24 protein-coding genes are annotated in these 23,861 nt (G+C 71.5%); 15 read left to right on the plus strand and 9 right to left on the minus strand.

Annotation, left to right across the window (positions count from 1 at the left end; genetic code table 11):
- Positions 1-14: 14 nt before the first annotated feature.
- Positions 15-1,352, minus strand: a complete 1,338-nt coding sequence (locus tag IPH07_29895) for a hypothetical protein (protein ID MBK6921648.1) — start codon at positions 1,350-1,352, stop codon at positions 15-17.
- Positions 1,353-1,592: 240 nt separating this feature from the next.
- On the opposite strand from IPH07_29895, the gene IPH07_29900 reads away from it, so the two are divergent.
- The 7 genes from IPH07_29900 to IPH07_29930 all read left to right on the plus strand — a co-directional run bounded on the left by IPH07_29900 (position 1,593) and on the right by IPH07_29930 (position 7,831).
- Positions 1,593-2,123, plus strand: a complete 531-nt coding sequence (locus tag IPH07_29900) for a hypothetical protein (protein MBK6921649.1) — start codon at positions 1,593-1,595, stop codon at positions 2,121-2,123.
- The gene (locus IPH07_29905; protein ID MBK6921650.1) at positions 2,120-3,043 is read left to right on the plus strand and encodes an LD-carboxypeptidase; all 924 of its coding nucleotides are present in this window, start codon (positions 2,120-2,122) and stop codon (positions 3,041-3,043) included. Before IPH07_29900 ends, IPH07_29905 begins: the two co-directional genes overlap by 4 nt.
- Positions 3,044-3,137: 94 nt before the next feature.
- Positions 3,138-3,746 carry a DUF1266 domain-containing protein gene (locus tag IPH07_29910; GenBank protein MBK6921651.1) on the plus strand — a complete coding sequence of 203 codons (609 nt, stop codon included), beginning with the start codon at positions 3,138-3,140 and terminating at the stop codon, positions 3,744-3,746.
- Positions 3,739-4,926, plus strand: coding sequence for a class I SAM-dependent RNA methyltransferase (locus IPH07_29915; GenBank protein MBK6921652.1), 1,188 nt, complete (start codon positions 3,739-3,741; stop codon positions 4,924-4,926). The genes IPH07_29910 and IPH07_29915 overlap by 8 nt, the downstream gene beginning before the upstream one ends.
- A gap of 125 nt (positions 4,927-5,051) precedes the next feature.
- On the plus strand, positions 5,052-6,239 hold the full coding sequence (locus IPH07_29920; protein ID MBK6921653.1) for a hypothetical protein: 1,188 nt from the start codon (positions 5,052-5,054) through the stop codon (positions 6,237-6,239).
- Positions 6,240-6,260: 21 nt separating this feature from the next.
- Positions 6,261-7,289: an EfeM/EfeO family lipoprotein gene (locus IPH07_29925; GenBank protein ID MBK6921654.1), complete on the plus strand. Its 1,029-nt coding sequence runs from the start codon at positions 6,261-6,263 to the stop codon at positions 7,287-7,289.
- Positions 7,286-7,831, plus strand: a complete 546-nt coding sequence (locus IPH07_29930) for a hypothetical protein (protein ID MBK6921655.1) — start codon at positions 7,286-7,288, stop codon at positions 7,829-7,831. Before IPH07_29925 ends, IPH07_29930 begins: the two co-directional genes overlap by 4 nt.
- A gap of 10 nt (positions 7,832-7,841) precedes the next feature.
- Here the strand turns inward: IPH07_29930 and IPH07_29935 are convergent, their stop codons facing one another.
- On the minus strand, positions 7,842-8,267 hold the full coding sequence (locus IPH07_29935; protein ID MBK6921656.1) for a hypothetical protein: 426 nt from the start codon (positions 8,265-8,267) through the stop codon (positions 7,842-7,844).
- Between the two features lie 149 nt (positions 8,268-8,416).
- On the opposite strand from IPH07_29935, the gene IPH07_29940 reads away from it, so the two are divergent.
- The 4 genes from IPH07_29940 to IPH07_29955 all read left to right on the plus strand — a co-directional run bounded on the left by IPH07_29940 (position 8,417) and on the right by IPH07_29955 (position 12,398).
- Positions 8,417-9,274, plus strand: a complete 858-nt coding sequence (locus IPH07_29940) for a mechanosensitive ion channel family protein (protein ID MBK6921657.1) — start codon at positions 8,417-8,419, stop codon at positions 9,272-9,274.
- A gap of 87 nt (positions 9,275-9,361) precedes the next feature.
- Positions 9,362-9,862 (plus strand): hypothetical protein, encoded by a 501-nt coding sequence (locus tag IPH07_29945; GenBank protein MBK6921658.1) that lies wholly within the window; start codon positions 9,362-9,364, stop codon positions 9,860-9,862.
- A 78-nt stretch (positions 9,863-9,940) separates the two neighbouring features.
- Complete coding sequence (locus tag IPH07_29950) at positions 9,941-11,458, plus strand: N-acetylmuramoyl-L-alanine amidase (protein MBK6921659.1); 1,518 nt, start codon at positions 9,941-9,943, stop codon at positions 11,456-11,458.
- 58 nt (positions 11,459-11,516) lie between these two features.
- The gene (locus IPH07_29955; GenBank protein ID MBK6921660.1) at positions 11,517-12,398 is read left to right on the plus strand and encodes a hypothetical protein; all 882 of its coding nucleotides are present in this window, start codon (positions 11,517-11,519) and stop codon (positions 12,396-12,398) included.
- A 21-nt stretch (positions 12,399-12,419) separates the two neighbouring features.
- Here IPH07_29955 and IPH07_29960 read toward each other — a convergent pair whose 3' ends face one another.
- From IPH07_29960 to IPH07_29985, 6 genes are all read right to left on the minus strand, one after another.
- Positions 12,420-13,265 carry a hypothetical protein gene (locus IPH07_29960; GenBank protein MBK6921661.1) on the minus strand — a complete coding sequence of 282 codons (846 nt, stop codon included), beginning with the start codon at positions 13,263-13,265 and terminating at the stop codon, positions 12,420-12,422.
- A 16-nt stretch (positions 13,266-13,281) separates the two neighbouring features.
- On the minus strand, positions 13,282-14,436 hold the full coding sequence (locus IPH07_29965) for a choice-of-anchor L domain-containing protein (GenBank protein ID MBK6921662.1): 1,155 nt from the start codon (positions 14,434-14,436) through the stop codon (positions 13,282-13,284).
- 47 nt (positions 14,437-14,483) lie between these two features.
- Positions 14,484-15,332: a hypothetical protein gene (locus IPH07_29970; protein ID MBK6921663.1), complete on the minus strand. Its 849-nt coding sequence runs from the start codon at positions 15,330-15,332 to the stop codon at positions 14,484-14,486.
- A gap of 11 nt (positions 15,333-15,343) precedes the next feature.
- Complete coding sequence (locus IPH07_29975) at positions 15,344-15,910, minus strand: RNA polymerase sigma factor (protein MBK6921664.1); 567 nt, start codon at positions 15,908-15,910, stop codon at positions 15,344-15,346.
- Between the two features lie 126 nt (positions 15,911-16,036).
- Positions 16,037-17,158 carry a hypothetical protein gene (locus IPH07_29980; GenBank protein ID MBK6921665.1) on the minus strand — a complete coding sequence of 374 codons (1,122 nt, stop codon included), beginning with the start codon at positions 17,156-17,158 and terminating at the stop codon, positions 16,037-16,039.
- Entirely contained in the window at positions 17,155-18,819 is a 1,665-nt protein-coding gene (locus tag IPH07_29985) for an acyl-CoA dehydrogenase family protein (protein ID MBK6921666.1), read from the minus strand. The genes IPH07_29980 and IPH07_29985 overlap by 4 nt, the downstream gene beginning before the upstream one ends.
- A gap of 147 nt (positions 18,820-18,966) precedes the next feature.
- Between IPH07_29985 and IPH07_29990 the strand changes: the two genes are divergently transcribed.
- Together IPH07_29990 and IPH07_29995 are read left to right on the plus strand one after the other, a co-directional pair.
- Positions 18,967-20,040 carry a sigma-70 family RNA polymerase sigma factor gene (locus tag IPH07_29990; GenBank protein ID MBK6921667.1) on the plus strand — a complete coding sequence of 358 codons (1,074 nt, stop codon included), beginning with the start codon at positions 18,967-18,969 and terminating at the stop codon, positions 20,038-20,040.
- A 60-nt stretch (positions 20,041-20,100) separates the two neighbouring features.
- Positions 20,101-21,339: a glycosyltransferase family 4 protein gene (locus IPH07_29995; protein ID MBK6921668.1), complete on the plus strand. Its 1,239-nt coding sequence runs from the start codon at positions 20,101-20,103 to the stop codon at positions 21,337-21,339.
- On the opposite strand, the gene IPH07_30000 is transcribed toward IPH07_29995, so the two are convergent.
- Positions 21,336-22,271 carry a LysR family transcriptional regulator gene (locus IPH07_30000; GenBank protein MBK6921669.1) on the minus strand — a complete coding sequence of 312 codons (936 nt, stop codon included), beginning with the start codon at positions 22,269-22,271 and terminating at the stop codon, positions 21,336-21,338. The genes IPH07_29995 and IPH07_30000 overlap by 4 nt on opposite strands.
- Positions 22,272-22,400: 129 nt before the next feature.
- On the opposite strand from IPH07_30000, the gene IPH07_30005 reads away from it, so the two are divergent.
- Both IPH07_30005 and IPH07_30010 read left to right on the plus strand, forming a co-directional pair.
- Complete coding sequence (locus IPH07_30005; GenBank protein MBK6921670.1) at positions 22,401-22,817, plus strand: DUF4260 domain-containing protein; 417 nt, start codon at positions 22,401-22,403, stop codon at positions 22,815-22,817.
- Between the two features lie 180 nt (positions 22,818-22,997).
- Positions 22,998-23,861 (plus strand): polysaccharide deacetylase family protein, encoded by an 864-nt coding sequence (locus tag IPH07_30010; GenBank protein ID MBK6921671.1) that lies wholly within the window; start codon positions 22,998-23,000, stop codon positions 23,859-23,861.

Genomic DNA, 23,861 nt, shown 5'->3' on the forward strand with positions numbered 1-23,861 from the left:
GCGTGGCGCCGGCGTCAGCCCGCCGGCGTCGGGATCGTGCCGGCGTTCTTGAGCGCGAAGCCGGTCATGTCGCTGTACGTGTACGGCAGCGTCAGACCGCTGAAGGTCTGCACCATGTGCGAGGTGGGATCGGCCTTGTACGCGTACGGCTCCTGCAACGTCACGCCCCACACATAGCCGTCGAAGTCGACGCTCACGCCGTGGGCGTAGCTGGGGATGTCGATGGTGTCGACCACCGCGAGCGTGGTGGTGTCGACCGCGACCAGCGGATCGGAGGCGAGCCAGATCTTGCCGGCGCCGTCACCCATGCAGCCACCGCTGCCACCGACACCCATGGCGGTCTGCCAGGTCTGACTCTCGGGATCGAAGCGCGCGACGTCGAACGAGCACGCCCACACGAAGCCGTCGGAGTCCACCGTCATGCCGTAGCTGCTGATCGGCACCGGCCACACCTGGTGATCGAAGGTCAGCTTGTCGACGCGGGTGAGCAGGATGCCGCCCAGCATGGTGCCCCAGAAGTTGCCCTCGCCATCGACCGCACCGCCGTAGATGCCGTAGCCGTCGAAGGTCATCTCGCCGATGTGGGCCATGCCCAGCTGCGTGCCGGTGTCGCCATCGTGCAGGTAGACGTCGATGCCCGCGGCGCTCGAGCCGGTCGCGGTCCACACGTCTTCGTTGTCGTAGGCGCAGGTCTGGGCGTTCCACGTGCCGGGCGCCCACGCGACCGGACGCTGCGACTCGGTCTGGTAGGGCACGTGCCACAGCACGCACTCGTCCTGGCCCCACGGCAGGTAGGCCGCGCCGTTGGCGGTCGTGATCATGCCGTCGCCATTGACGTCGACACAACGCTCCGCGGTGGCCGCGACCTTGGTCAGGCCACCGGCACGGTTGGCGATCGCGACATCACCCGAGAGGTTCACCGAGGTGCGCGAGGGATTCCCCGCCTGATCAGGGCGCACGACGTAGCGGCCTTCCTCCACCATCGTGCGGGTGTTGATCTTCGACATCGTGCCTTCGCCGCTGTTGGCGATCCAGATGTACGAGAAGTCGAGATCGCCGTCGCCCCCGGTTCCGCCACCGCCGCCGCCGTGACTGTCGCCACCGCAGCCCTCGAGTCCGAGATCGCCGATGGCCTGCGCATCGAGCTTGACGTCGTCGTCGCCGCCGTCACCGTCGACGTTGCCGCTCGCGCTGTCGGTACCGGTCGCACTCAAGGTGCCGATGCCGTCGCCCGCGGAGTTGCTCGCCGAACCACCCTGGCCGCCGCGAGCATCGTCACCGCAGGCTGCCATCGCCGCGATCGCGAACCCCAGCACCGTGCGCCCTTGCACTCCGCGCGTCGACCTCGTCATGCCACCAGCGTATCAGTCCCGCCGCATCGCCGGCGTCACGCGGTGGGGCGGCTCGGCCCTCGCGCATGCGGCAGCGACGGGTGCGTGCGCGCGCTTGCAGGGATTGCGCGCGCCGTACTCCGCGGCGAGAGCGGCCTCGCGAGCCCGCGATGTGGCGTCGAACCACCCGAGCGATGTCGCGCCGTGCTGCGGTTGACGGGGTCGCGTCAGCCGGTATCCTCGCGAGTCCGTACCCCGCCGATGACCGCACAGAGCCACGTTCGCGTCCTGTATCGCCACGTCGAGATCGCGGCCGCGGCCACCGTCGCCGAGCAGGACGGCGGGCTGCGGTTCGTCAGCCTCGAGGCACCTCCGCCGGTACGAACCGTACTGCAGCTCGCGGCCGCGGACGGCAGCTCGACGGCGGTCGAGGTCGTGCGCGCCGTCGAAATCGCCGACGCCGCCGACCGCGGCTGCGTCGTGCGCGTGCTCGAAGCGAGCCCGCCAGCGCGGGTCGGCAGCGAAGGGCTCCCCGACGGTGTCGCGCCGCCGCGGCCCGAGCCCGCCGCGCGCGCGAGCGATCCGGACGCCAGCGACGCTGCGGGTGGAGCGACGGCGATGGTCGACGAGCCCGGGTACGGCGCGCACATGGCCGTGCCCGCGCCGGTGATCGGCGACGACGACTCCGAGCCGGTCGACGTCGGCGAGGCCTCCGCGAGCACGAGCGACGACGACGGCAGCGACGAGTCCGGCACCCCCGCGAAGAAGCGACGCGGGCGGAAACGACGATGAGCCTGCGGGGCCGACCGGTCCACGATGGTGATCGCGCCCGCGTGATCGCGCCGTCGGGTCCCGTGCCGGTGGAACGCTTCGATCGCGGTGTCCGAGCGCTGCGTCGGCGCATCGATCTCGAGCTCTTGCACGCCGACAACCTGCTCGAGCAGGAGGGCTACTTCGCGGGCAGCGACGCGCAGCGGCTGGCCGCGACCCAGCTCGCGCTCGCCGATCCGGAGGCCAGCTGCGTGTTGTGTGCGCGCGGGGGCTACGGCGCCACGCGTCTGCTGGCGGCCCTCGATCCCGAGCGCCTGCGCGCGCACCCCAAGCCGATCGTCGGCTTCTCCGACATCACGGCGCTGCTGTGCTGGGCGTGGATGCGCTGCGGCGTGGTCGGGCTGCACGGCCCGGTGCTGACCCAGATGTCGACCTTGGTGCCCGAGGATCTCGATCGCGTGGTCGACTGGCTGCGCGGCGAGGTGCCGGCCCCGCTGGTCGCAGAAGAGGGCTCGGTGCTCCACGGCGGCACCGTCGAGGGCACGCTGCTGGCCGGCAACATCGAGGTGCTGCGCGCGCTGGTCGGTACCCGCATGATGCCGAGCTTCGCGGGCGCGATCCTGGCGCTCGAAGAGATCGGCGAGCGCCCCTATCGCATCGATCGATCGCTGACGCACCTGCTCTCGAGCGGCGCGCTGCGGGGCATCCGCGGCGTGGTCGTGGGGCAGTTGATCGGCTGCGAGGAGCCGCCCGACGGTAACTTCGGGCCCACCGCCGCGCAGGTCGTCCACGAGCGACTCGCGACGCTGGGCGTGCCGGTCGTGACCGGCTTCCCCTTCGGCCACGACCACCAGCGCAACGCCGCGCTGCCGTTCGGGGCCCGCGCGCGGCTGTCGGCCGACCACTGCACGCTCGAGTTCCTCGAGCCCATCACGACGTGATCGCCGTGCGTGGATGCGCCGTCGCCGTTGTTGCTGCGCTTCGCCCGAGGCTGCTACGCTCCCGTAGCTGATCTCGCCCGTGATGATCGCGTCCATGTCGTGGTCGGTTCGCAACATCGCCTTGCTGGTCGCGGCGCTCTCGGTTGCATGGTGGCTGCTGCGTCGCCTGCTGCGGCCCAACCCCCAGCAGTTCGTGCACGCCCGGCTCGAGCAGGACGCGGCCGATCCGTTCAAGCGCTGGGTGCAGAACTGCTTCCTGGTGGTGACCGGCGACTGCGACTACGCCCACCTGCCGCGCGGCGAAGCACTGCGCATGCTGTCGTCGTGGTGGGATGTGCACGGGCCGACCGAGTTCCGACGCGAGCTGGCCGCGTTGCTCGACGCCGGTCGACCCGACAACGCGTGGGACCTGGTCCGCTACGTGTTGCTGTCGCGGCTCGGCGTGGCCGCGGGCTGGCTCGACGAGGCGGGCTCGTGGGCAGCGGTGCGTCCGGCCGCGCTGCGGCTGCAGGCGGCCTACGGCGAGTGGTCGGCGATGGCCCACGCGTACCTGCTCGCGCGCCGACAGGCACGCTCGCTGGCCGCCGACGGCACCGAGGACGACGCCTCGACCACCGCGATCCGGGACAACATCGCCCACCTCCACGGTGGACGCTGGCGCGAGCTGCCGTGGACGCTGCCGCTCGCGGAGCGCCATGGCTGACGAGACGCTGATCGAGCTCGAGCCCGATCGTCTGGGACCCCGCGGCGATGCGGCCGCCCGCGACGCCGACGGCAAGCCGATCTACGTCGCCGGTGCGATCCCCGGGGAACGCGTGCTCGCGCGCGTGTACAAGACCGGGCACGTCTGCACCGGCACCGACGTGGTCGAGATCCTGCGACCCTCGCCGCACCGCGTGAAGCCGCCCTGCCCGCTGTTCGGCCACTGCAACGGCTGCCAGCTGCAGCATGTCGACTATGCCCACCAGCTGGTGCTCAAGCGGGGCCTCGTCGCCGAGGCCCTGCGCGAGATCGGTGGCTTCGTCGATCCCGCGCTCGGCGATGTGTTGCCGGCACCCTCGCCGTGGCACTACCGCAACCACGCACGCTTCACGGTCAAGCACGGTCGACTCGGCTTCGTGCGACGACAGCGACGCGCGTTCTTCGAGGTCCCCACCTGCCTGCTGATGGAGCCGCGCATCGACGCCCTGCTGCAATCGTTGCAGGGTCGGCTGCACGAGACCACGCAGTGCAACATCCGCGTCGGCGCAGCGCCGACCTCGATCTCGATCCAGCCGCGGCTCTCGCTCGAACAGCCGGCGAGCGGCCAGGCTTACGTGGTCGAGTCGCTCGGCGGGCGCGAGTTCCGGGTCTCGACGCCGGCGTTCTTCCAGGTGCACCGCGCCCAGGCCGAGCGCATGGCCGCGCTGGTCTGCGACGCCGTCACGGCGATCGACGCGCGCGTCGCCGTCGACGCCTTCGCCGGGGTCGGCACCTTCGCGGCGCTGCTGGCCGCATCGGTCGAGGTGGTGATCGCGATCGAGGAATCCGGCCCCGCGGTGCGTGACGCCGCGTTCAACTTCGGCGGGCTCAGCAACGTCGTGCTGCGGCTGGGCAAGGCCGAGCTGGTGCTGCCGGCGCTGGTCGCCGAGGGCTTCGCGATCGACGCGGTGATCCTCGATCCTCCGCGCTCGGGTTGCCTGCCCGCGTCGCTCGACGCCGTGATCGCCCTCGCGCCGCGCCGCGTGGTGTACGTCTCCTGCGATCCGTCGTCGCTGGCACGCGATCTGCGGCTGCTGTGCGACCACGGCTACGTGCTCACGCAGGTGCAACCGCTCGACATGTTCCCGCACACCGCCCACGTCGAGAGCATTGCGGTGCTCGACTCGCGCGCCCGCGGGTGAGGCCGCAGCCGGGCCCGGGGTCCCCACCCGCGGGGCCGAGGGTGTACCCGGGAACGGCGCGTAGAAGCACCTCCTGTAAGATATTGATTGAAAATGAAATTAATTTTCATTATCTATGACACCCCGTGACCCGCGTCGCTGCCTCGACGGTGCTGTTGTTCGCGCTCGCCTGCGATGCCGACGAGCGCGACAGGCCCATGCTCGTGGGGCCCGATCCCAGCGGTGCGCCCATCGCCTCGTTGTCGACGCAGTGGCGCACGCGCTTCGACCTCGGCGACACCGCGTTCGAGCTGGCCTATCGCCCCGCGCAGGGGCTCGGCCCACTCTACGTGCGCACCGCATGTGCCTCGTGCCACGCCGACGACGCCAAAGGTCCGGGCTTCGTCACCAAGATGTCCGCCCCCGACGACGCGCCGCTGCCGTGGGGTGACACCGCGCGGCCGTACACCGGCGGCGGTGCGACGACGCCGATCGCACCGGGCGAGGGCGTGCGCACCGCGACGCGCATCGGCCCCGCGGTGTTCGGCCGCGGCTACATGGAGGCCATCGACGTCGCCGAGCTCGAGCGCGTCGCGGCCGAGCAGGCCGCGGTCGGCGATCGCATCCATGGGCGCATCCACCGGGTGTCGTGGCACTCCGCCGCCAACCCCGACGCGCGCTTCCACGACGCCGCCCCCGGCGACGATGCGCTGGTCGGTCGCTTCGGGCTCAAGGCCAGCATCGCCACGCTCGACGACTTCGCCGCTGGCGCGCTGGTCGGCGACATGTCGATCACGTCGCCCATGCGCCCCGACGAGCTCGCCAACCCCGACGGCATCACCGACGACGAGCTCCCCGGCGTCGACGATCGCCTCGAGACCGTGAACCTACTGGCGGACTACGTGCGCATGCTCGAGATCCCGTCGCGCGTCGACGACGACGCCCAGCGGGCGCGGGGGCGGGCGCTGTTCGCCGAGGTCGGCTGCGCGCGCTGCCACGTGCCGAGCCTGCGCACCGCGGCGAGCTGGCCGCTGCCGCAGCTCGCCGACATCGACGCGCCGATCTACAGCGACCTCTTGCTGCACGACATGGGCGAAGCGCTCGCCGACGGCGTGCGCGAGGGCGACGCGGGCCCCCGCGACTGGCGAACCGCACCCCTGATGGGCCTGCGTCACCTGCGATCGTATCTCCACGACGGACGCACCGACGACCTCGACGACGCCATCGTCGCCCACGGCGATCCGGATTCCGAGGCGTTCGATGTCGTCACCGACTACCTCGCCCTGCCCGACGACGACCGCGACGATCTGCTCGCGTTCGTCGGCAGCCTCTGACACCCGAACGAAAGCCACGCCATGACCTGCCCCGTTCATCCCCGAGTCCTTCGCGCCGCGCTGTTCGCCCTCGTGACCGCGGCCTGCGCTGCCAACGACGACGACCCCGAGCAGGTCGCGATCGATCGCGTCAAGCAGATCGTCGCGCGCGAGCTCGACGGGCTCGTCGCCGGGGCCGAGGGGTTGCGCACGACCGCCCCGGCCCCGGACGCCGATGGTTGGAACGCCCAGGCCGATGCCACCGCGGTGGCCGACATGCGCGCGCATTGGGGTGACGCGCGCGATGCCTACGAACACGTCGAGGGCGCGATCGCGGTGCTGTTCCCCGACCTCGATGCCGCCACCGACGAGCGCTACGACGGCTTCATCGCCGAGGCGCCCGACGACGACCTCTTCGACGACCAGGGCGTGATCGGCATCCACGCGGTCGAGCGCGTGCTGTGGGCCGATACCCAGCCGGGCTGGGTCGTCGAGTTCGAGTCGGCGCTGCCGGGCTACCAACCGGCCGCGTACCCGGCCGACGCGACGCAGGCGACCGCGTTCCGCGAGCAACTGCTCACGCGCCTCGTCGACGACACCCATCGCATGCGCGACGACTTCGAGCCGCTCGCGCTCGACGCCGCGGCTGCGTACGGCGGCGTGATGGGCTCGATGGCCGAGCAAGCCGAGAAGATCTCGCTGGGTGCCACCGGCGAGGACGAGTCGCGCTACGCCCAGCGCACGCTCGCCGACATGCGCGCCAACCTGGCCGGCGCGCGCGAGATCTTCGATGCGTTCACACCGTGGCTGCAGGACGCCGGGGCCCACGATGTCATCGACGATGTCCACGCGCAGCTCGACGTGGTCGCGGCGGCATACGACGCCATCGAGGGCGACGCACTGCCGGCGGTGCCGGCGACCTGGTCGGCCACCGCGCCCAGCGAGGCCGACCTGCAGACCCCGTACGGCCAGCTGTGGCAGCTGCTGCAGCAGCAGAACCAGGCCGACACCGGCGTGGTCGCGCGCATGCTCGACGGTGCCGATCGGCTCGGCATCCCGGTGTCGCCGTGACGCGACGCCACGCGCTCGCGCTCGTGCTCGCGCTGACGTCGTGCGCGGACGAAGCTGGCGACGACCCCGAGGTCTTCATCGCGCTGCAGCGCGACTTCGCCGACTTCCAGCGCTGGCCGGTGTTGTGGCAGGGCGACGGCGAGACCGTGCCGGGCCACCCCGCCGGAGCGCGCACCGTCTACGGCGACGTGCATGCCGACGGCGAGGTGTTCGGCGTCGGCAGCATGCTCGTCAAGACCATCGAGGTCGACGCCGCCGATCTCGACCCCGCTGCCGCCGCTGGGCCGCTGGTGTTCGCGATGGTCAAGCGCGGCGGCGGCTTCAACCCCGAGGCCAACGGCTGGGAGTGGTTCGAGCTGACCATCTCCGACGACGGCCAGCCGCTGGTGGTCTGGCGCGGCGAGAAGCCGCCCAACGGCGAGTGCTACGGCTGTACGCCGGGGCTCATGCCCGGTGTGGACCTCGAGATGGCCAGCTGCACCGGCTGCCATGCCGGCGCCGGCGACAACGACCTGGTCTACTCGGTGCCGCTGCCACGCTGATCCGTGGCGATCACAGCCCGCGGTCCTGACACACCGCCTGCTCGCTGACGTTGACCTTCTTGCTGTCCGCGACCGCGGCCTTGGCCTTCGCGATGAAGGCCGCACGATCGGCCTGTGCGAGCCCGGTGAGGATGAAGCACTCGTCGTGCTCGCCTTCGCGGCCCCAGTGTCCGGTCGCACGCACGACCCCGGCGACGCCCGCGACCGCCTCGTCGAGTCGCTGCGAGGCCGCCGCGTCGGTGCCATCACCAGGGCTGAAGAAGCTGACGACGAGGTCGTAGCTGCGACCGGGCTCGACGGCCGCGATCGGCTCCGCCGGCTGTGGCTCGTCGGGCACCGCGGTCGCGTCGGGCGGCGTGTCCGGCGGGGGTTGCTTGGCCGACGAGTGGCAGGCGATTGCGAGCAGCACAGAGGTGAGGAGGATGGGGGAACGCACGGGCGGCTGCGAGTGTGCCATCGCTCGCCGCCCGCGTGCGCGTGGTCGATGGCGCCGCCGCGGACCCACGCCTGCGCGAGGTCTTCGGCGACGGGTGGGTCGGGGCACCACGCCGCAATGTCCAGCACTGCCCCTTGGCCGCGGTCTCGATGTGCCGGAAGCCCACGGTCGGCGGCCGTGGCACCGGGCTTGCTGGACGCCGCGGCGTGACCACCGAAGTCGTGAACTTGTTGCTGGAGAAGGCCGTCGACGTCGGCTCCAAGCTGCTGGGCGTCGTCGTCCTCTGGATCGTCGGGCGCTTCGTCATCCGGGCGATCCAAGCCGTACTCGAGCGCAGCCTCCGGGCACGCGCGGTCGAGAAGACGCTCATCACCTACGCCGACAACATCGTCAACGTGCTGCTCAACATCATGTTGGTGGCGGCGCTGCTCGGGTTCGTCGGCATCGAGACCACGACGTTCGCGGGACTACTCGCCGCGGCCGGCCTCGCGATCGGTGCCGCGTGGGGTGGCTTGCTGGCAAACTTCGCTGCCGGCGCGTTCCTGGTGCTGCTGCGCCCCATCAAGAAGGGCGACTTCGTGGCGGCTGGCGGCTTCGTGGGTACCGTCGAGGAGATCGGGATGTTCGTCACCGTCATCAACACGATGGACAACGTCCGCACCATCGTCGGCAACGCCAAGGTCTTCGGCGAGCCGATCCAGAACTTCTCGACCAACCCCTATCGCCGCGTCGACCGGAGCGCCCAGCTCGCCCATGGGGCCGATCACGCCCGCGCGATCGCGATCCTGCGCGAGGCAGTGTCGGCGATCGAGCACGTGCAGACCACGCCGGCCCCCGACATCGAGGTGCTCGAGTTCAACCTCGCCGGCCCGGTGCTCGCGGTGCGCCCCTACTGCCACAACGACCACTATTGGCAGGTCTACTTCGATACCAACCGCGTGATTCGCGAGGCACTGGGCGCGGCCGGCTTTGCGGTGGCCGAGACCCATCATCACGTGCGCTCGTAGCCGCGCCGACGCCGGTCGTGCACGGGCGTACACAGCCTCGCATGCCCGGCCACGCAACCGCGGCATTCGACCGCCGTCTAGCGGGCCATGGGGTTCTTCGACAAGGCCAAGGCATTCATGGGCGGCAAGGGCATGGCGGACGTCTCGATCACGGTGATCGAGCGTCAGCCTGCGGCGACCGCGACGTTCCCAGTGACCGACAGCGTGTTGAAGGGCACCATGGTCATCGACGTGAAGCAGGACTGCACCCTGCTCGCGACCAAGTACGAGCTGTGGCTGTACGTGAAGAAGGACGGCGCCGAGCACCCGAACTTCGTGTGCTCCGCCAAGGACCCCGAGCCCAACACGTCGTACGGCGAGGGCTGCCTGATCATGCCCTGTGAGCTCAAGGCGGGGCAGAGCATCCGGCAGTCGTGGCTCGTGATGGACGTCGACCTCGCCAAGGTGCTCGCGAACAACGGCATCCACGATCCGAACGCAGCGGTCGACAACCCCAACATCCGCCTGCAGGTGAAGTGCATCGCCGACGTGAAGGGGTCGCCGTTCGATCCCAGCGCGGAGGTCGACGTGCGCCTGGTCGGCGGCTGACGTCCGGGTGGCGCGGCTTCGCGCCGACGCGGGGGCCTTGATCGAATCGACGCACCGGCGGTCTCCCGCAGGCACGTCATGTCTGCCCGCACCGTCCCGCTCGCCACCCTCGGGGTGCTCGCCGTCGCCGGCGGCCTCGCGCTCCCCTCCACGCCCGCGGGCCTCGACGTCGCGCCGCCGCGCGAAGAGCCGCGCGACGGCGGCACGCCGCTGGTCGCCGCCAGCATGATCGCGGCGGCGACCAACGCAGCCTCGGCGACCTGCACCAAGCCCAAGCCGGTCAAGCTGGCCAGCGCCTGGCGCACGTGCACGTGGGACGGCGAAGGCAAGAAGCCGCAGGCCTGCGCCAAGTACGGGCCCGTCATGTCGGACAAGTGCGCCGCCGAGGCCGGTCGCAGCTCGGGCGTCGAGGTCGACTACCGCTTCTTCGGCGAGGTCGACTGTCGCTCTTCGGACCGCAAGGATGCGATCCACCGCATCGTCATCCACAACGGCGACACCGGCGCGAACAACAACGAGAACTGGAAGTGCCGCCCATCTTCGGCGCACTACACCGTCGACCGCGACGGCAAGATCTTCCAGCACATCGGCGAGGAGCGGGTGTCGTGGCACGCCGCGCCGGAGAACCACGACACGGTCGGCATCGAGCTCGCCATCAAGCGCAAGTACGGTGGCACGTGCAACTCGCTGCCCAAGGTCGCGAAGATCGCGGCCGCCGAGGGCATCGCCGAGGAGGACGTGATCGCGGATCTGTGCGGCCCGACGCTCGCGCAGTACCAGGCACTCGCGAAGCTGGTCGACGACATCGGCAGCCGGCACGCCATCGCGAGCACCGACGGCATCTTCGGGCACTGCGAGGTGGTCGGCACCTCGCACGGCGACCCCAAGGCCTTCGACTGGCGGCGCGTCGGCGTGGCCCCCCGCAAGGCCAAGAACATCTGCGGCTGGTATCACGTGATGGCGATCAAGGGCACGGTCATCGGCATGCTGCCGAAGAAGGGTGGCACGCTGCTCAAGCTCGACATCGGCGCCGGCTCGGACATCGAGGCCGGCGATCACGGCTACATCGAGAACGACGCCGAGGTCATCAAGGGGTGGTTCACGGTCGACAGCGTCGATGCCACCAGCGCGATGGCGTGGGTACCGGTGCCGTTCTCGCAGATGGTGGGCAACCTCGCGGCGACCGTGGTCGCGACCCCGGGCCGGACGCCCGCGCCACTCGCCGGCAAGGCGCTCGGCGGCGCAGCGGCGGGTACCACGGCCAGTGCCAAGCCGAGCCTGGGCTCGTGCGAGAGCGACTACACCTACTGGAAGTCGGGGCGCATCCGGAGCTGGACCACCAACGACGACGGCACGCTCGCGACGCTCACGCTGGAGGGCGTCGGCTGGAAGCACCGCGTGTGCGACGACGCAGCGGGGATGATCTACGTCGGCGACGCATCCGACGCGTACGTCACCGATGCAGGCGGCACCAAGCTGCGCTTTCGCATGACGAAGGTGGACGAGACCACTGCCGTCGCGCGCGTGTTCGAAGGCAAGGTGCGCGAGGCCGACCTCGGCAGCAGTCGTCGCGTGGTGGTCCGCGCGAAGAAGTGAACGTAACCGGCGATCGAATCGCGGCGGCGAAGGTCCAACGCCGCCGGAGACCCTCCCGATGTCGAACACCACCAAGCGCACCGCCACCTGCCTCGGAATCATCGCCCTCGTCACCACCGTCGGCGTGGTCGGCTCGGCCGCCGCTGCCCCCGCCAAGGGAAAGCTCGGGCTGGGCGGCAACATCGTGCAGAACCTGCCCAGCACACCCGCCGCGGCACCGGCCACCATCACGCCGGCCGACGCGAAGAAGCTCATCATCGACGGCACGCCGGGCGACTGGAAGTTCATCACCACCCGCACCGGCGCGCTGACCTCGGGCGCGCGGGTCAAGGTCGGCAGCGACTACTCGGGTCACTGTCTCACGTACAAGTCGCAGGATCGCGGCATCAACCTCGGCCACGTGTCCGACTGCAGCAAGACCAAGGGCGGTGACAACATCGCGTTCGAGAAGACCGTCGGCGACACTGCAGGCGCCGAAATCCACTACGGCGATGTGGTGGCGATCTCGATCGCGCGCGACGGCGATCGCGGCTACATCTGCTACGGCGAACGCGACCACGGCATCAACCTGAACTGGGGAAAGAACGACGCCGAGTGCAAGGCCCGCGCGGGCAGCAAGGGCAACGGCGCGGTGCAGTGGAAGCTGCTCCCGCCCGCCGGCAGCTCGAAGAAGGTCGGCGACACCGTGCAGCTCGGCGATCGCTTCGCGATGCACAGCATCGTGATCGACAAGCCGGTGGTGAAGTGCGCGCGCATCTACGCGGCCGGCGTGACGCCGACCTGGTGGGCCGGTGATCTCAAGTGGCGGGGCGACTGCATGCACCACGAGCTGATCTGGACCCACAAGGATTTCCTGAAGCAGCTCGGCGAGGACCCGAAGGCGCTCGCGCTGCAGTTCGTGCCCGGCCAGTACCGCGCGGTGCTCGAGAAGCTGCTGTAGCCGTTCTGGAACCCGCGGGCGTCAGCCGGTGCCGCTGCCGCTGCCGCTGCCGCTGCCACTGCCGCTGCTCGACCCGCCGCCGTCACACGCACCGCATCCGTACTCGACCAGCTCGTCGGTGCACAGCTCGTCCCACTGGCCATCGCAGCAGTACGCATCGATCGCGCACACGCAGGTCTGGATCTCCGGATCCAGGCACCCAGGCGCCATCGATGGCGTGCAGCACGTGACGTCATCGGACGGCGGCGGCATGCAGTCACCACAGCCGTTGGCTGCGATCGCGTCGACGCAGACGTCGTCCCACGCGACGTCGCAGCAGAAGGGATCGCTGGCGCAGACGCACTGCGCCAGCGGTCGATCGCCACAGCCGGGGCCGTCGTGGGGCTGGCAGCACTCGAGCAGGCTGACGTCGACCCCCTGCGGGCCCGGCATGTCGCATGACCCGCACGACAGGATTTCGACGTGGGACACGCACAGCTCGTCCCACGCGGACGCGCAGCAGTACGGATCCGCCGTGCACACGCAGTCCTGCACGGTCGTGTCGCCGCAGCCGGATCCCGACGCCGGCAGGCAGCACTCGCCGTCGTTGTGCGGTGGCGGGTCGCCGCGGTTGTCGTCGCCGTCGCCGGCCCCGAGGTCGAACACCGGCGCCGACCCGCCGCCGGCGCCGTCACCCGACGACGCGCCATCGGTGGTGGCCTCCGGCCCGCCACCGGCTCGCGTACCGCCGCCGACCTCGTCGCCACCGGGCGCCATCGTGCCGCCGTCGCCGGTCGTCGCCCCCGATGGTTGCGGCAGATCGTCGAACGGGAGGATGCAGGCGGCCGGAGCCGACATCGCCGCCATCGCGACGGCGCGAGCGAGCACGGTCCTCGCCATGGCGTCAGCCGACCGGCGTCGTGAAAGGCGGCGCGCCGGAGCAGGTCCACTCGAAGTGATCGAGTGCGACCGCGCTGTCGTACTTGCCGTTGTTCATGTCGAAGATCGAGAACACCAGCGTGATGACCTCGCCGGCACGCACGGGCGCGTTGGTGGCGAGCCAGCGCGTCGCGGCGTGGCCCTGCATCGCGAAGCCCGCGAGCTCCGGCGCGGCACACTCACCACAGCTCGCGCTGGGCGCGTCTTTGTAGTCGAGCAGCACCGTGTTCACCGAGATGGGGTTGCCACCCTCGTCGAACGAGATGTTGCCCGTCCACGACTCCGACTCGAGCCACGCGATGTACATGTCCGAGAACGGCGCCGCGTGGTTGACGTAGTCAGGGTACTCCGCCGTGAAGAACGCGAACTCGTACGAGAGTCCGTCGACGTTGCCGGGCACCTCGGTCTCGACCCGCAGCTCGGCGTAGTCGTAGGCGCCACCGCCCCGCTGGAACAGCTCCTCGATCGAATTGGAGCAGTCACCCGAGCCGACCAGCTGGGGGTCGTCGCTGCAGTCGACGCCCGAGTCGGACACGCTGCGCACGTCGATCGGCGACGGCAGCACCCCGAGCACCTCGTCGCTCAGCTGCGTGCTGGGGCACTGCAGCGGGTTGCACGACGGGTCCTCGATCTGCAGCTGCGCGGGCGTGCGGGGCAGCTGCCCCGCCTTGCCCGTCGACAACACGACGAAGCGCTCGCCTTCGCGCGGGCCGTACTCGCCGGAGGTCCCGATGACACCGCGGTGCACCATCATCGCAGAGCTGTGACCGCGGAAGCTGCCGTGCACCGTCGCGTCGCCGGGACAACCCATGCCGAGCGCGTGGATCGGATCGTCGTCGTCGTCGCACGGGTCGTGCGTCGGTGGCTCGCACGATGCCGGCGCATCGGGGAGCGCGACGTCGAAGCGCAGTGACGTGGTCTCGCCCGGGCCGTCGTCCGCCACCGTGCCGGCATCGTCCGCACTGCCGGTCGCGGGTGTGGTCACCGAGCCTTCGTCGCCGGGCCCGCTGCCACCGGTGCCGTCGCCACCGGCGTTCGAGCCGATGAAGCCGTGCACCTCGCAGGCCAGCAGCAGGCTGATCGCCGCCCCCAGCCCCGCGTTGCGTCGCGCCTCCACCATGGTCCCACCATAGCCCAGGTCGGCGCCACGGCGCCACCCTCGGACTTTCAGTCGGGGCTGTCGGTGCCCGCGATCGCGCGACGAACGGCCTGGGCATAGGGCCCGTCGCCGGAGCTGGCCAGGAACGCGTCGGCCTCGGCCCGCGCCTCGTCCATGCGACCCAGTTGCGCGAGCGCACGGATCGAGATGGCGCGGCGCTCTTCCACCAGCGCGCCCTCCGGGTACTCGCGCGCGTGCTGCTTCGTGAGCGCCAGTGCGGCCGCGGGATCGCTCGTCAGCTGCTTGCGGGCACGGGCGACCAGCTTGGCCTCCTCGAGGTACCGGTTCGCGTCGGCACTGGGGGCGTCCACGGTCGCAGCGTCGGCGCCGTCGCGCTCGCGCGTCGACGCACGAGCGGCGTCGTCACGGGCGGGCCGGCGCTCCTTGGTGGGTGCGAGGTCGACCTCGGCCGCGGCGACCGGCGGCACGTCATCGGTGATCACGATCGGCTCGGCGTCGGGCACCGGCTCGGGCCGCGGCGGCGCGACGACGGTGGGGCTCGACCTACGCTCGGGCACGGCGATCGGCGCGGCGGCGACCGGCGCTTGCACGTGCGTCTCCGCAGCCGCGGGCACCGTGGGTGGAACGGACTGCGACGCGGGGTTGCGCAGCGCCAACCAGCCCGCCGCAACCACGCCGATCGCGAGTCCGCCCACCAGCCCCAGCGTCTTCGCGCCGGCGGCCTTGGTGGCGGCGGCCAGCGGTGCCGCCGGCTCGATCGCGATCGCGCCGCGCAACGCGGCCAGTCCGCCGGCGTGATCGAGGCCGACCACGCGGGCACCGGCGACCTGCGCGAGGTCTGCACGCAATCCAGCGGCGGCGCCGGGATCGTCGAGCCAACGGGTCGGCTCACTCATCGATTCGTCACTCATGCACCTGCTCCGACAATCGCCTTGCCTGCGCGGGGCTCCGCCGCGGGTGGATCCGACGAGAGCCGCTCGTGGACCCTTGCGAACTCGCGGCGGGCGGCGTGCAGCCGCGAGTAGACCGTGCCCACCGGAATGCCGAGCGCGCGCGCGATGGCATCGCACGACTCGCCCTCGAGCTCGAACAGCACGAACACCGCGCGCTTGTCCACCGTGAGGGCATCGAGCGCCCGCTGCACGCGGTCGAGCGCCTGTCGCGACTCGGCTGCATCACCGGGGGTGGCCCCGGCGGCGGCTGCGAGCACGATGGAATCGGTGTCGGCATCTTCGAGCTTTCGCTTGGTCTTCTTGCGGCGATCGGATGCGACTCGGAAGGCAATCTCGGCCAGCCACGTGGTGGGCTTCGCGGGGCCGAGCACGAACCCACCGCGGCGGTGGGCGACGAGGAAGACCTCTTGGAGATGATCGGCGACGTCTTGTCCCTGCACCCCCAAGCGCAGCAGGAAACGGGCGACGAAGTCGGCGTGGGCGCGGTAGAGCGCTTCCGCGTCCAGGTGCTCACCGGTCACGACCGGAAGGAGGGTCCCACGGTCTGCATGGCTCTTCCAGGCCTTTCCCTTCGCAGCTGTCAGCGATCGCACGCACGTGGCAAGGTGTTTCGCAGAGGTCCGCGCCTGGGCTGGCGCCGCCCCGCCTCACGGCGACCAGATGAGGAATGTGAAGCCCACCCTGGCGAGCACGCCGAAACGCGCATACGCCCGGCTGACCAGCTCCGAGCGCTGGGTGAGACCCTCGAACACCGGCCGCGTGACGCCGACCAGGCCCTCGACGCCGAGATCGAGCCCGAAGCGATCGGTCAGGCGGACCTCGAGGTGGGCCCCGATCGGCACCGCCAGCCACGGGAGGGTCGAGCTGGTCGCCCGTGCGAACCCCTGCCCGGCCGCCAGCGCCGCGCCGGCGAGGAAGCCGCCACACCCACGCGGATGCAGGCGACCGAAGCTGCGGCCACCGCAGAGATCCGCGCGCCCCGCGACCGCCGAGAACAGCGCCCCGGCGTCCCCGACCCGCTCGCGCCCCGACGAGACCCCGACCGCCCCGAACCCGAGATCGAGCGCGTCGCGCCACCGCGCGACCAGGCCGAAGTGGACCCCACCGCCGACCCCCGGCGGCATGCCGAAGGACAACACGCCATCGAGGCTCGCGCGCAGGCTCCACGGCGATACGCGACCGGTCGCAGCTGGCGGCCGCGGGCGCGTGAGGTTGGCCGGCACCTCGTCGTCGTGCGCGGGCGCGGGCGCGGGCGCGGGCGCGACGTCGTCGTCGCCGCGGGTACCCGCGGTCGGATCGCCCGACACGGCCTCGATCAGTGTCGCGTCGATCGCGAGCGCGATCGCGAGTCCGACCACTGCGTGCAGGTCGGCGCAGCGCTTGGGCGCGGGCTCGAAGCGACGCACGGCGATGACGTGCTCGTCGCGGCGCAGCGTGAACGCCAGCTTGTAGGGATCGCGGGCGTCACCGACGACCTCGACCACCAACCGCGGATCGAGATCGTCGATGTCGAGCCAGGTTCGGATCTGCGTGACCAGTCGCGCGCGATCGAGACACGTCGCGCCAGCCTTCACGGCCACGGCGTCGGCCAACGCCTGCGCCGCCGGGTCGTCGGTGGGCGGCGCGACGACCTCGGCAGGCGCGACCACGGCCTCGCCGGGCGCGACCACGGCGTCGCCGGGGTGTGCGATGGCATCGGCCGCCGGCACCCCGCGGGCGGGCCCCGGCGTCGGCGCCAACGACAGCACCAACGACGCCGCTGCGATCACGCGTCGACCGTGGCACGAGCGAGGATCGCGGCCACGTCGACGTCGGCGGGCAGCGTGCCGTAGATCGCTGGCGCATCCCGTGCGAGGCGCGTGCGACAGAACGCGTCGGCGACCGCAGGGTCGCCGTGCTGGACCAGCAGCGCACCCTCGAGCGCGAGCGCGAGCGCCTGCACCAGGGTGCGCGCGCGCGGCTCGAGCTCACCGCCGCGCAGCAGCGCCTCGATGCCGCGCACGTGCTCGGCCAGCTCGCGCCGCTGCGCCGCCGCCGGTCGCACCTCGTCGAGCAGCATCGTGAGCGCGTCGGGCTCGCGCTGCAGCGTGCGCAGGACGTCGAGGCAGATGACGTTGCCCGAGCCCTCCCAGATCGAATTGAGCGGCGCCTCGCGGTACAGCCGCGGCATCATCGTCTCCTCGACGTAGCCGATGCCACCGTGGCACTCGAGCGCCTCGACCACGACGCCCGGCACGCGCTTGTTGATCCAATACTTGGCGACCGCGGTGGCCAGCCGCGCGAAGGCCCGCGCCGCAGGATCGTGGGCGCCCTCGTCGAACGCGCGGGCGACCCGCAGCCCGAGCACGGTGGCGGCCTCGATCTCGACCTCGAGGTCGGCCAGCACCGCACGCATCAGTGGCTGCTCGAACAACCGCTTGCCGAACGCGTTGCGCCCGCGGGTGTGGTGCAGCGCCTGCGTGAGTGCCTGCCGCATGAGCCCCACGGGCGCGACCGCAGCGTCGATGCGGGTGTGATGCACCATCTCGATGATGGTCGCGACACCGCGGCCCTCCTCGCCGACCATGCGCGCCCACGTATCGGCGTACTCGATCTCGCTCGACGCGTTGCTGCGATTGCCGAGCTTGTCCTTCAACCGCTGGATGAAGAAGTTGTTGCGAGTGCCGTCGTCGCGAAAGCGCGGCACCAAGAAGCAGGTGAGCCCGCGCTCGGTGTGCGCGAGCGTCAGGAAGCCATCGGACATCGGCGCCGAACAGAAGTACTTGTGCCCGGTCAACAGGTACGCCTGCCCGGGGCCGCCGGTGCCGAGCGGGCGGGCGCGGGTGGTGTTGGCGCGCACGTCGGAGCCGCCCTGCTTCTCCGTCATCGCCATGCCGAAGGTCGCGGCGTGCTTCTGTTCGACCGGCACGAAGCGCCGGTCGTAGCGCTCCGAGACCAGCTTGGGCTCCCACACCGCGGCCAGCTCCGGCTGCACGCGCAGGGTTGGCACCGCCGCGTAGGTCATCGCCATCGGGCACAGCACGCCGGCCTCGACCTGCGTCATCAGGTAGACCAGCGCCGCGTGGGCCACGTGCGCGCCCGGCCGTGGGTCGTGCCACGCCAGCGAGTGCACACGGTGCTGCATCGCGATGCCCATCAGCTCGTGGTACGCGGGGTGGAACTCGACCTCGTCGATGCGCTGGCCGTACCGATCGAAGGTCTTGAGGAGGGGCTTGTGCTCGTTGGCCAGCGCGCCGAGCTCGAAGACCTCCGGCCGACCGAGCGCGCGGCCGAGCGCATCGCACGGCGCCAGCGCCCACTCGCCGCCCTCGCGCCGCACGCCCTCGCGCAGCGTGGGGTCGCTGCCGAACAGATCGTAGGCGGGCATCGGACCCGGCACGTTGTGCACCTCGTGGGTCGGCAGCGCGACGATGGGGCCATGGTCGGACATGCCGGCATTGTACCCGCGCGGCGCGGAAACCTCCGTTGGGACCAGGAACCCCGGGAACCCCGCCCTACCCCGGCACGTGGGCCATCGAACAACGGCATGGCAAGCGCGCACACGGATCCACCCACGGCCGGCCAAGGACCCTGCGACATGGCGCAGCCTTCTGGTCGGGCCCGCTTGGACCCCACGCCGCATGCTCCGTTGGTGCGCCGGGCGCTGCGTAGCCTCGGGGTCGACGCCGATGCGATCGACGATGCGATGCAGGATGTCTTCGCGGTGCTCGTGCGCCGGCAGGGCGACTTCGATCGCGAGCGCTCGCTGGTCAACTGGATCTGGGGCATCGCGCGCGGCGTGGCCTCGACCCACCGCCGCTCCCGTCGACGTCGCGCGGCGTTGCTCGAGGCGCTGTGCGCCGAGCCGACGCCAGCTTCGCCGCAGCCCGACGACGTCGTCGCGCGCACCCGCGCGGCGCGGCGCATCGCCGAGTTCGTCGCGCGGCTGCCCGCGATCCACCGCGAGGTCTTCGTGCAATCGGAGCTGCAAGGCCGCGCGGGGCCCGAGATCGCCGCGGCGCTCGGGCTCAACCTCAACACCACCTACGCACGCCTGCGAGCCGCGCGTCAGCGCTTCGAGGCCACGTTCGTCGAGCCCGACGGTCGCGGGCGCATGCCAGCCTGGCTGGCGTGGTTGCCGCTGGTACCCAAGCCGTGGCTGACCGCGAGCGTGGGTGCATCGTTGGTGGCGATGTCGGCGGCGGTACCCACCACCGCGTTGGGCGGCCGCGACCTCGACCCCGCGCCGCGTCCGACCATCGCCGCGCGCGAGCCGTCGGCGACCGCACTCGCAACGAGCCCGAGCTCGCCACGGATTCACGGCGCGACGGACAAGGACGTCGACATGAAGCCCACGCGAACCATCGCCACCGCCGTCGTCGCCACCACCGTCGCGCTCACCGCGGGCACCGCAGCCGCGGCGCCGGCCAAGGCGCGTCGCGCCGAGCCCCAAGCAGCGAACGACACCGACGCCGACGAGGCCGCGCGCAAGGACGGCAGCGGCAACATCACCGCGGTCTACGATTTCGTCGAGGGCGATCGCCTGACCGGCGAGGTGCTGAGCCCGACCGGCACGCAGGTCGACGCTCGCGCCAAGCTCAAGTTCCCCAGCCTGCTCACGCTGCGCGGCCACTTCCTGCCCGAGCTGATCCAGCTCGGGCGCGAGCTGTGACGTCCGGCCTCGCGCCGCGACCATGATAGATTGGGCGCCGCGCAGCGATGCGCGCGCCCGATGCGGATCCTCTACTTGTCGCAGTACTTCCCGCCCGAGATGGGCGCGCCGGCGGCACGGGTATCGGAGCTCGCGGCGCGTTGGGTGGCCCGCGGACACGAGGTCGCGGTGCTCACGGGCTTCCCCAACCACCCCACCGGGGTGATCCCGCCAGAGTACCGCGGACGCGTGCTGCAACGCGAGCGCTACCGCGGCATCGAGGTGCTGCGCACGTGGATCTACGCCGCGCCCAACAAGGGCGTGCTGCGACGCGGGCTCGCCTATGGCTCGTTCGCCGGCTCGTCGGTGCTGCTGGGCGGGCTCGCACGCGAGGTCCGCCGCGCCGACCTGGTGCTCGCGACCTCGCCACAGTTCCTGTGCGCGCTGTCGGGGCTCGCGCTCGCACGCGCGTGGCGGGTGCCCTACGTGCTCGAGATCCGCGATCTGTGGCCGCAGAGCATCGTCGAGGTCGGCGCGCTGCCACCCTCGCACCCGATCGTGCTGGGGCTGCGCGCGCTCGAGCGCTTCGCCTACGCCCAGGCCGATCTGCTGGTCGGCGTGACCGACTCGTTCGCCCGCATCTGGCGCGAGCAAGGCGTCGATCCGCAGAAGATCCGCACCATCAAGAACGGCGTCGACCTTGGCTTCTTCCGCCCCGACCAGGACGGCCGCGCCATGCGTGCGACGCTCGGGCTGACCGACGACGCGTTCGTGGTCGGCTACATCGGCACCATCGGCATGGCCCACGGTCTGGGTACGCTGCTGGACGTGGCCGAGCGTCTGCGCGACCACCCCGGGATCGAGTTCGTGTTGGTCGGCGAAGGTGCGCAGCGCGGCGCGCTCGAGCAGGAGGCACGCGCCCGCGGCCTCACCCACGTGCACTTCGTCGGCCAGCTGCCGCGCGCGCAGATCCCCGCGGTGCTCGCCGCCACCGACCTCCCGGTGGTGATGCTCAAGGACACGCCGCTGTTCGAGACCGTGCTGCCGTCGAAGCTGTTCGAGATCATGGGCTGCGCGCGGCCGTTGCTGCTGGCGGTGGGCGGTGAGGCCAAGCAGCTCGCGCTCGAGGCCGACTGCGGCTGGGTCATCCCACCCGAGGACGCCGACGCGATGGCCGACGCGATCCTCCGGGTGCGAGCGTCGCCCGACGAGGCCGCGCGACGCGGCCGCGCCGGACGGGCCTACGTCGAGCAGCACTTCGATCGCGAGCAGCTCGCCGATCGCTATCTCGACGAGCTACGAGCGCTGGTCGGCGGTTAGGCGCGCCGCTTGGCACGGCGCGGAGCTGCCGCGCGCGGGGCCGCGGCGCCGAGGTACTGCGCGAGCGCGTCGCCGAGGTGATCGAACACGCGGCGTACCCGGCCGGCGCCACGCAGATCTTCGTGCATGACCAGCCACGCCTCGAGCTCGAACGCCACCGCCGGCAGCACCCGCCGCAATCGCTCGTCGCGGGCCGCGATGCCGTGCTGGCACACCCCGATGCCGACCCCGGCCCGCACCGCCGCGAGCTGGGCGAGGTCGTTGTCGCAGCGCACTGCGAAGTCGCGAGGCCGCGCCGACACCCCGAGATGCCCGAGCGCGTCGATCAGCCCCCGCTCCCGATCGGCCCCCACCAGCACGTGCTCGAGCAGATCGCCGACCGCACGCGGTGGCTCGCGCACCGCGAGGTAGTCGACGCTGGCGTAGAGCCCGAGGCCGACCACGCCGACCTTGCGCGTCACCAGGCCCTGCTGGGTCGGCCGCACCATGCGGATCGCGACGTCGGCGTCGCGCCGCAGGAGGTCTTCGTTGCGGTTGGACAGCGAGAGCTCGAGCTGCAGCCGCGGGTGCGCCCGCAGCAGCCCGGCGACCAGCGGTGGCAGCACCTCGGCGCCGACGATCTCGCTACAAGCGACCCGCACGGTGCCGCGATCGTCGTCGACGCCACCGGACAGCGACCGCACGATCGCGCGGGTACTGGCGGCGATCGACTCGGCGTACGGCACCGTCGTGCGCGCGAGCTGTGTCGGCACCAGGCCGTTGCTCGCGCGGGTGAACAACACCACGCCGAGGGCCTGCTCGAGCGCCTCGATGTGCCGCCGCACGGTTGGTTGCGCGACCCGCAGCGCCCGCGCGGCGGCCGACAGGCTGCCGCCCTGCATGACCGCCAGGAACGCCTCGAACAGGTGCCACGCCGGGGCCTCGCCGCTCATCTATTATGTATGATCGCATCGACACATTTGGACAATGTGTTTTAGCGGCCCGCGGCCGCATGCTCGCGTCATGGCGGGGGCCACGAAGGCCGCCGCCACGGAGCCACCATGAACGCCGCGACCCTCTCGATGCCCGCCACCGCCACCACCTCGCTCCCCACCGCCACCGCCACCGGCGCGGTCGCAGGCACCGCCAGGCTGCTGCTGCGCCTCGAGGGCGCGGCCTCGTTGGCGGCGTCGGTCACCGCGTTCGCGCTGATGGGCGGCGCGTGGTCGACCTTCGCGCTCACCTTCTTGCTGCCCGATCTCTCGCTGCTCGGTTACCTCGCCGGCGCGCGGGTGGGCGCGGTCGCCTACAACGTCGGTCACAGCACGATCGGGCCGGTCGTGCTCGCCGGCCTCGGGCTCGCCCTCGGCACCCCGGCGGCGTGGTTGGCCGCGTCGATCTGGCTCGCGCACATCGGCTTCGACCGCATGCTCGGCTACGGCCTGAAGTACGCCACCGGCTTCCGTCACACGCACCTTGGCCTCGTCGGCCACGCCTAGGCGACGTAGCCGACGACGCTCGGGCCGCGGCTGCCGTCCCGAGCGTCCGACGCGGCGAGCCGCCTGCGCCGGGACGCGCAAGGGCGGGCATCGCGGGAGTTGGCGAGGCTCGTCAAAGCCGGGCAACATCGCCCCGGACGCTCGGGCCCCGACGGGAGCCGACGCCGACGAGATCCAACGATGACCGAAGCCGCCGAGCACGACCGAAGCCGCGCCGTGTTGACCATCATGCTCGAGGACGAGACGCGTGTGGAGCACGAGCGCGTGGGCCAGGCGACACCCGGTGATCCGTCGCTGGTCGAGCGCCGACTCGAGCGCGCACTCGAGTCGCTGGAGTCGCTCGGCGTGGGCGCGACGTTCTTCGCCGAAGGCCGGCTCGCCGCCGAGCTGCGGCGGGACTGCTGGGCACCGCTGCTCGCCCGCCACGAGCTCGGTTCGCAGGGGCTGTCACGCACCTCGGTCGCGCGGCTGGGGCCGGAGCGCTTCGGCGACGACGCCAAGCGCGGCCGTGACGCGCTCGAGGACGCCAGCGGCACCGCGGTGCGGTGCTTTCGTGCGCCGGACTTCTCCGCCGACGGCTGCGAGCCATGGTTCGGCGAGGCGCTGGCGACCGCCGGCTACACGCGCGACGCGTCGCTGCGTTGCGCGAGCCTCCCCGACGACGCCCACGACGGCTGCTTCGCACTGCCTGGCAGCGATGGCCGCGTGATCGCGCTGCCGATGCCGATGTTGCCGGCGAACCTGCCGATGGCGGGGCAGAAGATCATGTTCCTCGGTAGCGCCGCGTTCCGCATGCTGCCACTGCCGACGCTGCGCGTGGTCTTCGAGCTCGCCGAAGGTCAGGGTTTCGTGCCGCAGGTGCTGTTGCAGCTGGCCGACTTCGACCCCTACGGGCCGACCGGGTTCGAGTCGGAGACCGGCTGGCGTGCGCGCTTCGAACACATGCTGCGCAACACCGGTCGCGACGGTGTGCACACCAAGCTGCAGCAGCTGGGCTGGCGCTGGCGCTTCGACACCGTCGCGTCGGTCGTCGGTGCGCCGTGA

The sequence above is a fragment of the Deltaproteobacteria bacterium genome (assembly GCA_016709225.1).
Taxonomy (GTDB): Bacteria; Myxococcota_A; Polyangia; order Nannocystales; family Nannocystaceae; genus Xiheibacterium; species Xiheibacterium phototrophicum.

Bases quoted from the DNA above. Each gene is read 5' to 3' on its own strand.
- IPH07_29895 (MBK6921648.1), bottom strand. From the start codon at position 1,352: ATGACGAGGTCGACGCGCGGAGTGCAAGGGCGCACGGTGCTGGGGTTC.
- IPH07_29900 (MBK6921649.1), top strand. From the start codon at position 1,593: ATGACCGCACAGAGCCACGTTCGCGTCCTGTATCGCCACGTCGAGATC.
- IPH07_29905 (MBK6921650.1), top strand. From the start codon at position 2,120: ATGAGCCTGCGGGGCCGACCGGTCCACGATGGTGATCGCGCCCGCGTG.
- IPH07_29910 (MBK6921651.1), top strand. From the start codon at position 3,138: ATGTCGTGGTCGGTTCGCAACATCGCCTTGCTGGTCGCGGCGCTCTCG.
- IPH07_29915 (MBK6921652.1), top strand. From the start codon at position 3,739: ATGGCTGACGAGACGCTGATCGAGCTCGAGCCCGATCGTCTGGGACCC.
- IPH07_29925 (MBK6921654.1), top strand. From the start codon at position 6,261: ATGACCTGCCCCGTTCATCCCCGAGTCCTTCGCGCCGCGCTGTTCGCC.
- IPH07_29940 (MBK6921657.1), top strand. From the start codon at position 8,417: ATGTGCCGGAAGCCCACGGTCGGCGGCCGTGGCACCGGGCTTGCTGGA.
- IPH07_29945 (MBK6921658.1), top strand. From the start codon at position 9,362: ATGGGGTTCTTCGACAAGGCCAAGGCATTCATGGGCGGCAAGGGCATG.
- IPH07_29950 (MBK6921659.1), top strand. From the start codon at position 9,941: ATGTCTGCCCGCACCGTCCCGCTCGCCACCCTCGGGGTGCTCGCCGTC.
- IPH07_29955 (MBK6921660.1), top strand. From the start codon at position 11,517: ATGTCGAACACCACCAAGCGCACCGCCACCTGCCTCGGAATCATCGCC.
- IPH07_29965 (MBK6921662.1), bottom strand. From the start codon at position 14,436: ATGGTGGAGGCGCGACGCAACGCGGGGCTGGGGGCGGCGATCAGCCTG.
- IPH07_29970 (MBK6921663.1), bottom strand. From the start codon at position 15,332: ATGAGTGAGCCGACCCGTTGGCTCGACGATCCCGGCGCCGCCGCTGGA.
- IPH07_29985 (MBK6921666.1), bottom strand. From the start codon at position 18,819: ATGTCCGACCATGGCCCCATCGTCGCGCTGCCGACCCACGAGGTGCAC.
- IPH07_29990 (MBK6921667.1), top strand. From the start codon at position 18,967: ATGGCGCAGCCTTCTGGTCGGGCCCGCTTGGACCCCACGCCGCATGCT.
- IPH07_29995 (MBK6921668.1), top strand. From the start codon at position 20,101: ATGCGGATCCTCTACTTGTCGCAGTACTTCCCGCCCGAGATGGGCGCG.
- IPH07_30000 (MBK6921669.1), bottom strand. From the start codon at position 22,271: ATGAGCGGCGAGGCCCCGGCGTGGCACCTGTTCGAGGCGTTCCTGGCG.
- IPH07_30005 (MBK6921670.1), top strand. From the start codon at position 22,401: ATGCCCGCCACCGCCACCACCTCGCTCCCCACCGCCACCGCCACCGGC.
- IPH07_30010 (MBK6921671.1), top strand. From the start codon at position 22,998: ATGACCGAAGCCGCCGAGCACGACCGAAGCCGCGCCGTGTTGACCATC.